Origin of the sequence: Actinomadura geliboluensis (assembly GCF_005889745.1) — a bacterium.
In the GTDB taxonomy this organism is placed as follows: domain Bacteria; phylum Actinomycetota; class Actinomycetes; order Streptosporangiales; family Streptosporangiaceae; genus Spirillospora; species Spirillospora geliboluensis.
This window is the reverse complement of record NZ_VCKZ01000375.1, coordinates 1-9,040: the sequence shown is the minus strand read 5'-3', so window position 1 is coordinate 9,040 and position 9,040 is coordinate 1. Positions and strand designations below refer to the sequence as shown.

11 protein-coding genes and 3 tRNA genes are annotated in these 9,040 nt (G+C 73.3%); 5 read left to right on the top strand and 9 right to left on the bottom strand.

The features are described from left to right. The coding region (locus ETD96_RS35315) for a dihydrolipoamide acetyltransferase family protein (protein WP_138640814.1) at window positions 1-802 on the top strand (802 nt) is incomplete at its 5' end. Window positions 803-871: 69 nt separating this feature from the next. After that, window positions 872-1,240, top strand: coding sequence for a DUF4331 family protein (locus ETD96_RS48280; protein WP_205719600.1), 369 nt, complete (start codon window positions 872-874; stop codon window positions 1,238-1,240). Between the two features lie 150 nt (window positions 1,241-1,390). Here the strand turns inward: ETD96_RS48280 and ETD96_RS47120 are convergent, their stop codons facing one another. Further along, window positions 1,391-1,555 (bottom strand): transposase, encoded by a 165-nt coding sequence (locus ETD96_RS47120; RefSeq protein ID WP_240808462.1) that lies wholly within the window; start codon window positions 1,553-1,555, stop codon window positions 1,391-1,393. Window positions 1,556-1,558: 3 nt separating this feature from the next. Here ETD96_RS47120 and ETD96_RS46160 point away from each other — a divergent pair, with 3 nt between their 5' ends. The 3 genes from ETD96_RS46160 to ETD96_RS35285 all read left to right on the top strand — a co-directional run bounded on the left by ETD96_RS46160 (window position 1,559) and on the right by ETD96_RS35285 (window position 4,389). Further along, window positions 1,559-2,452, top strand: a complete 894-nt coding sequence (locus ETD96_RS46160) for a hypothetical protein (RefSeq protein WP_205719599.1) — start codon at window positions 1,559-1,561, stop codon at window positions 2,450-2,452. Between the two features lie 180 nt (window positions 2,453-2,632). Further along, window positions 2,633-3,283 (top strand): nicotinamide riboside transporter PnuC, encoded by a 651-nt coding sequence (pnuC, locus tag ETD96_RS35290; RefSeq protein WP_138640813.1) that lies wholly within the window; start codon window positions 2,633-2,635, stop codon window positions 3,281-3,283. Continuing rightward, entirely contained in the window at window positions 3,280-4,389 is a 1,110-nt protein-coding gene (locus tag ETD96_RS35285) for an AAA family ATPase (protein ID WP_138640812.1), read from the top strand. The genes pnuC and ETD96_RS35285 overlap by 4 nt, the downstream gene beginning before the upstream one ends. 15 nt (window positions 4,390-4,404) lie before the next feature. Here the strand turns inward: ETD96_RS35285 and ETD96_RS35280 are convergent, their stop codons facing one another. From ETD96_RS35280 to ETD96_RS35250, 8 genes are all read right to left on the bottom strand, one after another. Next, a complete protein-coding gene (locus tag ETD96_RS35280; protein WP_138640811.1) occupies window positions 4,405-4,692 on the bottom strand; it encodes a hypothetical protein in 288 nt (95 codons plus the stop codon). Continuing rightward, a complete protein-coding gene (locus ETD96_RS35275) occupies window positions 4,689-4,991 on the bottom strand; it encodes a hypothetical protein (RefSeq protein ID WP_138640810.1) in 303 nt (100 codons plus the stop codon). The genes ETD96_RS35280 and ETD96_RS35275 overlap by 4 nt, the downstream gene beginning before the upstream one ends. Before the next feature lie 100 nt (window positions 4,992-5,091). Beyond that, the gene (locus ETD96_RS35270) at window positions 5,092-6,246 is read right to left on the bottom strand and encodes an ROK family transcriptional regulator (RefSeq protein ID WP_240808461.1); all 1,155 of its coding nucleotides are present in this window, start codon (window positions 6,244-6,246) and stop codon (window positions 5,092-5,094) included. A 91-nt stretch (window positions 6,247-6,337) separates the two neighbouring features. Then, window positions 6,338-8,182: a glycoside hydrolase family 3 protein gene (locus ETD96_RS35265; protein ID WP_240808460.1), complete on the bottom strand. Its 1,845-nt coding sequence runs from the start codon at window positions 8,180-8,182 to the stop codon at window positions 6,338-6,340. An 87-nt stretch (window positions 8,183-8,269) separates the two neighbouring features. Continuing rightward, window positions 8,270-8,341, bottom strand: a tRNA-His gene (locus ETD96_RS35260). A 104-nt stretch (window positions 8,342-8,445) separates the two neighbouring features. After that, a tRNA-Ile gene (locus ETD96_RS45280) sits at window positions 8,446-8,518 on the bottom strand. 1 nt (window position 8,519) lies between these two features. After that, window positions 8,520-8,604: transfer RNA gene (locus ETD96_RS35255), tRNA-Ser, on the bottom strand. A 198-nt stretch (window positions 8,605-8,802) separates the two neighbouring features. After that, on the bottom strand, window positions 8,803-9,040 hold a 238-nt coding region (locus ETD96_RS35250), incomplete at its 5' end, for a sigma factor-like helix-turn-helix DNA-binding protein (protein WP_274704669.1).

Sequence of the window (9,040 nt, the reverse complement as noted above, 5' to 3'; positions counted from 1 at the left end):
CGCCGACATCGAGGCCGCCATCCGCTCCGGCGGCGCGGCCGAGGCACCGGCCGCCGCCGCACCGGCCGCTCCCGCCCCCGCGGCCCCGGCGCCCGCAGCCCAGGCGCGCGCGGCGGACGAGGACGTCGAGGCCGTCCCGCTGAACCGCTTCCGCAAGGTCGCGGCCAAGCGGCTGACCGAGAGCAAGCGCGACGCCCCGCACTTCTACCTCAACCGCGAGGTGGACGCCGAGGCGCTGCTGGCGTTCCGCAAGACCCTGAACGAGGCGCTCGCCCCGGCCAAGGTCAGCGTGAACGACCTGATCGTGAAGGCGGTCGCGACCGCGCTGCGCGAGCACCCGGCGGTGAACGTCTCCTACACCGAGGAGAACCTGCTCTTCCACAAGCGGATCCACGTCGGCATCGCCGTCGCCGTGGAGGACGGCCTCGTCGTCCCCGTCGTCAAGGACGCCGACCGCAAGAGCGTCTCCCAGATCGGCGCGGAGAGCCGCGAGCTGGCCGGCAAGGCCCGCGAGGGCAAGCTCAAGCTCGACGAGATGAGCGGCGGCACGTTCAGCGTCAGCAACCTCGGCATGTTCGGCGTCAGCTCGTTCTCCGCGGTGATCAACCCGCCGGAGGCGGCGATCCTCGCGGTCGGCGCGGTGCGGGACGAGCCCGTCGTCCGGGACGGAGAGGTCGTCCCTGGCAAGCGCATGGCGGTGACGCTGTCGGTCGACCACCGGGCCACCGACGGCGCGACGGCCGCGCAGTTCCTCGCCCGCCTGGCCGAGCTCCTGCAGAACCCGCTGCTGATCGTCGCGTAGCGCGCGGCACACCGTTGAAGGGCCTCCCGCCGGTCGGCGGGAGGCCCTTCGCGGTTCGGCGGTGACCGCATCCGGCCAGCGCGCCGGACGGACCAATCAGGTCGGGCGCGGGGCGCGAAGGAGGGGCGGGCATGGCGAAGAGACCGGTCGATCCGGCGTCGCGGCAGACCTGGCCCAGCGCCGACACCGGACACGACAACGCTGATCGCGAACGTCATCCCCTTCCAGGACCCGGCCGGCGGCCCGAACTTCTCCAAGTTCGCACGCGACGCCCGCTACGACCTGAACATCGACAACGACGGCGACTCGCTGCCCGACCTCACCTACCGGTTCCGGTTCCACGACCGGCTGAAGAACCCGAACACGTTCCTCTACAACGCCGGGCCAGTGACCGGCCTAGACGAGCCGGACCTCACTTCACCCAGACCTACGACCTGACGCTGATCCGGCGCGTGGACGGCACCGTGCACAGCGTCCGCGAACTGGCCGAGAACGCGCCGGTCGCGCCGTCCAACGTGGGCGCGACACCCTGCGCGGATACAACTTGACGTCCTCCTCCACCTGAATGCGGAGGATCGCAACCTTTCCTCACACTTTGAGGAGGTCGGGTTGGGGTTCGCAGTTCGTTGCCCCGCCTGGCGGCTGGAGGGCTCCCCGCGCTGCCACCGTGCGTCCCACGGCAGTGTCTTGGATGTTGCGGGCGGCGTTAGTGTCGGCGTTGGCCCGATGCCCGCAGGCGACGCACCGGAACACCACTTGGCTCTCGCGTTTTTCCGTGGCGACGTCGCGGGCACGCTCGCCGACCGGGCCGAGACCGTCCGGCGGCTACCGCTGCCGCGCCACCTGACCGAGTACGGCGAGCTACTGGAGTCGGCGGGACGGCGCGACGAGGCCGGGCGGCAGTACGCGGTCGCGGCGGCGTGGACGCGGATCGCCGAGGCGAACGGCGTCGCCGCCGACCTGGAGACCGCGCTGGCCGAGGCCGACTACGGCGATCCGAAGACGGCGCTCCAGGCGGCGCGCGCCGAGTACGAGCGACGCTGCCCCGGCCGCGGCATGCGGCAGTGCAGCGTGCACGCGGCGGATACGCCGGCCTGGGCCCTGCACGTCAACGGACGCGACGCGGAGGCGCTGCGCTACGCCCGGCAGGCGACCGCGACGGGCTACCGCAGTGCGCTGTTCCGCTTCCACCTCGGCGCCATCGAGAAGGCGGCCGGGAAGCGCGCCGCCGCGCGGCGCAACCTGGCCGCGGCGCTGCGCCTCAACTCGCGGTTCTCCCCGCTGTGGGCGCCGCGTGCCAGGGCCGCACTGGACGACCCTCGGAGGCGCACCGTGATCGCCGCCGTGCTCGCCGCCGGGCTGCTGGCGGCGCACCCGCTGGGGAACTTCTCCGTCAACCGCTACGACGGGCTCGTCGCGGCCCCGCACGAGCTGCGCGTCGACCACGTCGAGGACCTCGCGGAGATCCCCCGCCGCGCAGACCATCCCCGAGCTGGACACCGGCGCCGCGCGGGCAGGCTGGGCTGCCGACGCTGCGCCTCGAATGCCGCGTCACCGCGCCCGCCGGGCCCGGGGCGGTCACCTTCCAGGTCGGTGGGGCGGACGGCCGGACCGGCTGGCGGGAGATCACCGCGCGGGGCGACCGGATGACGCTGACCGCGTCCGACGTGCCGGGAACCTCCGCCAGCCGCCACCTGGTCGCCCCGCCGACAAGCTCGGCGTCACCGTCGAGCCCGCCGGCGGCTCGGCGCGCCCGACCACGGAGCCGCTCGTCCTGCTGAGTCCCGCCTGACCTGCGCCGCCGCCCGGCGATATGTGATCATTGCGGGCATGTCGGTGCACGTTCCGCTGGGCCCGCTGCTGGAGCCCGCGTTCCATCTCGGGTCCGTCCCCACCACGTGGGCGGAGCTGCTCGGCTTCGCGACCGGCGCGGTGAACGTGTGGCTCGTCGTCCGGCAGAACATCCTGAACTGGCCGATCGGCATCGCGAACGTGGTCCTGCTCGGGCTGGTGTTCCTGGACGGCGGCCTCTACGCCGACTCCGGGCTCCAGGTCGTCTACGTCGCGCTCCAGCTGTACGGGTGGTGGGTGTGGCTGTACGGCGGCGACGGCCGGGACGCGCTCCCGGTGCGGCGCACCCGGCCGGCCGAGTGGGCCGCGCTCATCGCCGCGGGCGCCGCCGGGACCGCCGTCCTGACCTGGGCGCTGTCGGCGTGGACCGACTCGACCGTGCCGTTCTGGGACGCCCTCACCACCGCGATCTCGCTCATGGCGATCTACGGGCAGTCCCGGAAGCTGCTGGAGTCGTGGTGGCTGTGGATCACCGCCGACCTCGTCTACATCCCGCTGTACTTCCATAAGGACCTCAAGCTCACCAGCGCCCTGTACGTCGTCTTCCTGGCGCTGTGCGTCTCCGGGCTGCTGGCCTGGCGCCGCGACCTGCGCGCCCGCGCGGCGGAACCGGCGGTCGCGGCGGCGTGAGGTACGCGCACGGGCTCGTGATCGGCAAGTTCTACCCGCCGCACGCCGGCCACCACCACCTGATCGACACCGCGGCGGCGGCGTGCGACCGGGTCAGCGTGGTCGTCGCCGCGTCCAGCGTGGAGAGCGTCCCGCTCGCGCTGCGGACGGCGTGGCTGCGCGAGGCGCACCGGCAGCCGCACGTCGAGGTCTTCCCCGTCGTGGACGACGCGGAGATCGACTACGGGTCGGACGAGATCTGGTCGGCGCATGTCGTGGCGTTCCGGGCGGGGCTCGCGATGCGGTCGGGCCTCGGCGTGCACGTCCCGCCGGTGGACGCGGTGTTCAGCTCCGAGGCGTACGGGCCCGAGCTGGCGGAGCGCTTCTCCGCCGTCCACGTCCCGGTCGACCCGCCGCGCGACCGCCACCCGGTCAGCGGCACCGCCGTCCGGGCGGACCCGGCGGCGCACTGGGAGTTCCTGTCGCCGCCCGTCCGGGCGCACCTGGCGCGGCGGGTCGCGGTGGTCGGCGCCGAGTCGACCGGGACGACGACGCTCGCCCGCGCGCTCGCCGCGCACTACGCGGAGCGGGGCGGGGTGTGGGCCGCGACCCGGTGGGTGCCCGAGTACGGCCGGACGTTCACCGAGGAGAAGCTGGCCGCCGCCCGCCGCGCCGCCGGCGACCCGGCACTGTGGCTGGACGACCTGGTCTGGGAGACGGCCGAGTTCACCGAGATCGCCGAACGCCACGCGGCCCTGGAGGACGCGGCGGCGCGGTCGGGGTCACCGCTGCTGGTCTGCGACACCGACGCGTTCGCGACCGTCGTCTGGCACGAGCGCTACCTCGGGACCCCGGCGCCGGAGGTGGAGGCCGTCCACGAGCGCGTCCCGCACCACCTGTGGATCCTGACGTCGCCCGAAGGCGTCCCGTTCGAGCAGGACGGCCTGCGCGACGGCGAGTCGATCCGGTCGTGGATGTCGGGCCGCTTCCAGGAGGAACTGGAGAAGCGGGGCCTGCCGCACATCACCGTTACGGGGCCCCACGAACAACGCCTGGCCGCCGCCGTCGCGGCGACCGACGCCCTGCTCACCGAGGGCTGGACCTTCAGCGACCCGCTGACGCCCTAGCCCTCGGCCATCCCGTCATCCGAGCCACACCAGCTTCGTGATGCGGAACTCCTGGATGTCGGCGAGCACCACGTAGTCGAAGAACACCGAGGCGCTCGCGACCGCCACGCAGTACGCGACGCCGGAGTCGTCCTGCGGATCGCCCGGCGGGCTGCCCCCCGCACCGATCGCCGCGGCCCCCGCGACCGCGAAGTCGCAGAAGAACCTGATCATGAAGTGCTTCAGCGGGGGCGGCATGGACTCGATGACGCCGGCCGCCTCCTCCACGCAGAAGACGGTCCAGCCGGCCTTGCGAAAGGTCACCCGGCGCCTTCGCGCGACCGGCTCCGACGCATGATCTCCTCCAGCGAGACCAGTTCGCTCCGGTCGGCGGTCAGCGCCCAGTCGCGGCGCTCGCGGCGCCCCGGGGCCTGGTCGAGGTGCGCCTCCGCCCACCAGCGGTCCATGACCCGCTCGAAGTCGTCCTCCTCCTTGGCGGCCATGACCTCCGCCAGGAACGCGGCGCGCTTCTCCTCCGTCAGCCACTCGCCGATGCCGGCGACCGTCCGCGGGACCCGGTGGACCCGGCCCGGAAGGGATGGCTCTACCGGTTGTGCGCTCATGCCGCTCCCGCCCGTCTGGTCCGGCCCCGCTCGCCTGTACCTCCGGGACCCTACAACCTCCCCCCGACAGGACGGCGGACCGTTTCGCGCGGCGCGTTCGTCACCGGCCACGTCGGCGCGGCGCGGTCGAGGCGGCGTGGTCGAGGCGGAAGAGGTCCTCGTCGATCCGGTCGAGCGCGAGGCGGACGGCGCCGAGCCCCACCGCCTCGTCCCCCAGCCGGGAGCCCTCGACCCGGACGGGGGCGAGGCACAGTGGCCGGACCCGCCGGCGCAGCTCGTCGACCAGCGGGCCGCCGGACCCGGCCAGCGGCCCCGCCACGACGATCATCTCCGGGTCGAGCGCGAGGGCCATCGCCGCGACGCCCCGGGCCATCCGGGCGGCGAGCGCGTTCACAAGCGCCTTCGCCGCCTCGTCGCCGGCCGCCGCCGCGTCCAGCACCCGCACCGCCCGGTCGAGGGACGGCTCCCCCGCCAGCGCCGCCGCGGTGTCGCGCAGCCCCAGCTCGGGCAGCATGCCGACCTCCCCGGCGGCGCCGCGGCGGCCCCGGTGCAGCCGCCCGCCGATCAGCGCGCCCGTCCCGGCGTCCAGCGCGGCGTACACGCACACGACGTCGTCGGTGGCGCGGGCCGCGCCGCGCCACCGCTCGGCCAGCGCGGCGAGGTTGGCGTCGTTCTCCACCAGGACGGGGCAGCGGAACGAGCGGCCCAGCTCGCGGGCCAGGCGAACACCCGCCCACCCTGGCGGCACCGTGCAGGACGTGACCGTCCCGTCCGGGGCGACGACGCCGGGGGTGCCGGCCGCGACCGCCCACAGCGACCGGCGGCCGACCCGCACCGCGCCGAGGAACGCCATGACCGCGGCGCGCACCGCCGCGATCCGCTCCCCCGCCGGGGCCAGCGGGTCGAGCGCGGTGCTGCGGCCGCCGACGACCTCGCCGGTGAGGTCCGCGACGAGCAGCCGCACCCGGTGCGCGCGGATGTCGATGCCGAGCGCGTGCCCCGCCTCGGCGCGGAACCGGTACCGGCGCGCGGGACGGCCGAGCCCGGCGCCGGGCCGCGGCGCGTCCTCGGCGGCCAGCCCGCGGCGGATCAGCTCGCCCAGCACGCCCTCGGTCGTCGGCCGCGACAGCCCGACCCGCGCCGCCAGCTCCGACAGCGTCGCCTCGCCGCCGTCACGCAGCGCCCGCAGGGTCGCGGCCGAGTTGAGGCGGCGGAGCACCGAGGGATCTGCCCCGAGCAGCGGACGTTGTGACACGGCACCTCTCGACGGCGATCGGCGCGCGGGGCCGCCCGGCGCGCGGCTGCGCCAAGGATAGCCAGGTCAGCGGGGACGATCGAGACCTCGGCTAGTCATAGGTCAGGCCGTAGCCGAACGGGAAGAGCGGCTTCTTGCCGTCGCCCCTGTTGATGGGCTCCTGACCGCCGCTGCGCATCCACGTCACCGGAAGCTTCCCGCGCGGGTCGGCGTCGCCGTACAGGACGTCGGCGACGCCCTGCCCCTCCGTGCCCGGCAGCCACGCCGCGACCAGCGCGTCCCACTTCGGCAGGTCCTCGGCGACGTCCAGCGGGCGCCCCGACACCAGCACCACGACCACCGGGACGCCGACGTCGCGCAGCCGGTCGATGGTCTTGCGGTCGGCGTCGTCCAGGCCGAGGCCGTCCGTCCGGTCCCCGTGGTACTCGGCGTACGGGGTCTCGCCCACCACGGCGATCGCCGCGTCATAGGACGGGTCGATACCGGAGCCGTCCTTGCTGTAGGTGACGGTCGCGTCCGCGTCGGCGGCCTTGCGGATGCCGTCCAGGATCGTCGTGCCCGGGGTGATCGGGCCCGGCTTGCCCTGCCAGGTGATCGTCCAGCCGCCGGACTGCATGCCGATGTCGTCCGCACTGCGGCCCGCGACGAACACCTTGTCGTCGTCGTCCAGCGGCAGGACGTCGTCGTCGTTCTTCAGCAGCACCTGCGACTCGGCGACCGCCCTTCGCGCCAGCGCCCGGTGCGCGGCGCTGCCGACCGTCTTCAGGTGCGACCGGTCCGCCATCGGCTCCTCGAACAGGCCCAACTCGAACTTCTTGGTCAGGATCCGGCGGTTCGCGTCGTCGATGCGCTCCATCGGGACGTCGCCGTTCTTCACCTCGTCCCGCAGGTAGTCGATGAAGCGGCGCCACTCGGTCGGCACCATCACCATGTCGATCCCGGCGTTGATCGCGGCGGCGACCTCGTCCTTGGTGAAGCCGGGCTTGCCGTCGATCTCGTCGATGCCGTTGTAGTCCGACACCACGAACCCGCCGAAGCCCAGCTCGCCCTTCAGCACGTCCGTGATGAGGTACTTGTTCTGGTGCATCTTCAGCCCGTTCCACGAGCTGTAGGAGATCATCACCGAGCCGACGCCGCGCTTCACCGCCGCCTGGAACGGCGGCAGGTGCACCGCGCGCAGCTCCTTCTCCGGCAGCCGCACGTCACCCCGGTCGTCGCCGCCCTCGGTGCCGCCGTCCCCCACGTAGTGCTTCGCGGTGGCCAGCACCGACGTGGGGCCGCCCAGTTCGTCCCCTTGCAGACCGTCGATGACCGTCGTCATCATCGTCGCCAGCTCGGGCACCTCGCCGAACGACTCGTACGTCCGCCCCCACCGGTCGTCGCGGGCGACGCAGACGCACGGGGCGAAGTCCCAGTCGACGCCCGTCCCCGCCATCTCCGCCGCGGTCGCCGCGCCGATCTTGCGGACCAGCGCGGGATCGCGGGTGGCGCCGAGCCCGATGTTGTGCGGGAAGATCGTCGCGCCGACCATGTTGTTGTGGCCGTGCACGGCGTCCACGCCGTACATGAGCGGGACGCGCAGCGGCCCGGCGAGCGCGGCCCGCTGCAACCCGTCGTACATGTCGGCCCAGCTCTCCGGCGTGTTCGGCTCGGGCGCCGACCCGCCGCTGGACAGCACCGACCCGATCCGGTAGCGGGTGACCTCGTCCGGCGTGACGTACCTGCGCTCCGGCTGCGTCATCTGGCCGAGCTTGTCCGCCAGGCTCATCCGGTCGAGCAGGTCATCGACCCGGTCCTGGACGGACAGGTGCGGGTCAAGGTAGGGGGCGGGTCCCGGTTCCGCCCGCACGGGCCCGCCGTGGCCGACGAGCGCCAGCGCCGCCAGCGCGCCGAGCGCGAGGAGCCGGGACCGCATCGAGTGCAGGGAGGTGCGCATGCGGAAAGCTTTTCCAGGGTTGATCAAACACAACGCAACCGGATGTCCGCGCATGGGCAATATCTGTCGGTCACCGCCAGGACAAAGGGCCCTCGATCGGGATCGAACCGACACCTCCAGGACCACAACCTGGCGTGCAGACCACTACACCACGAAGGCCGTGTCTCCGGCAGGAAGCCCTGTTGGCCCTGGCCAACCAGATGCCACCTCCGGGTCCGCAACCCGGCGCGCTCTCCACTGCGCCACGGAGACATGTCACTGCGTACCAGGTGCAGGAATCGAACCTGCCTGCTGCGGGATATGAATCCGCCGGACACACCAGCATCCCCACCTGGCGCGGAGGGTGCGAGACTCGAACTCGCGCAGGGTCGCCCCTGACCACGGCTTAGCAAGCCGCTGCCTTCCCACTCGGCCAACCCTCCGGGAAACAAAAAGACCGCCCGCGGCCTGCGGGCGGTCAACGTCGGAACGTACTGCTCACGTCCCTCGGCGACTCCCGAGACCGGAAAGGCTACGGCTGTGCATTCGATGGCGACGCATTTCCCTCTCCTCCCGGTCTCATTCCGTGCAACACCCATGCTGCCGCGGCGATTCCCGCCCGGCAACCCATTTATCCGCCGTCAGACGGCGGACCTGGACGCCTCCAGCGCCGCACTCAGTGCGCGGAGCGCATGGTAGACGCGGACCTTGACCACGTCCACCGGCACCCCCAGCGACGCGGCGGCCTCGTTGACCGACCGGTCCCGGAAGACCGTCTCGGTGAGGATCTCGCGATGCGCGGACGGCAGCGCCTGGAAGGCCCGGGCGACCACCGCGGGGCGCATCCCCCGCCCCGCCGAACCGGGGCCGGACGCTGTC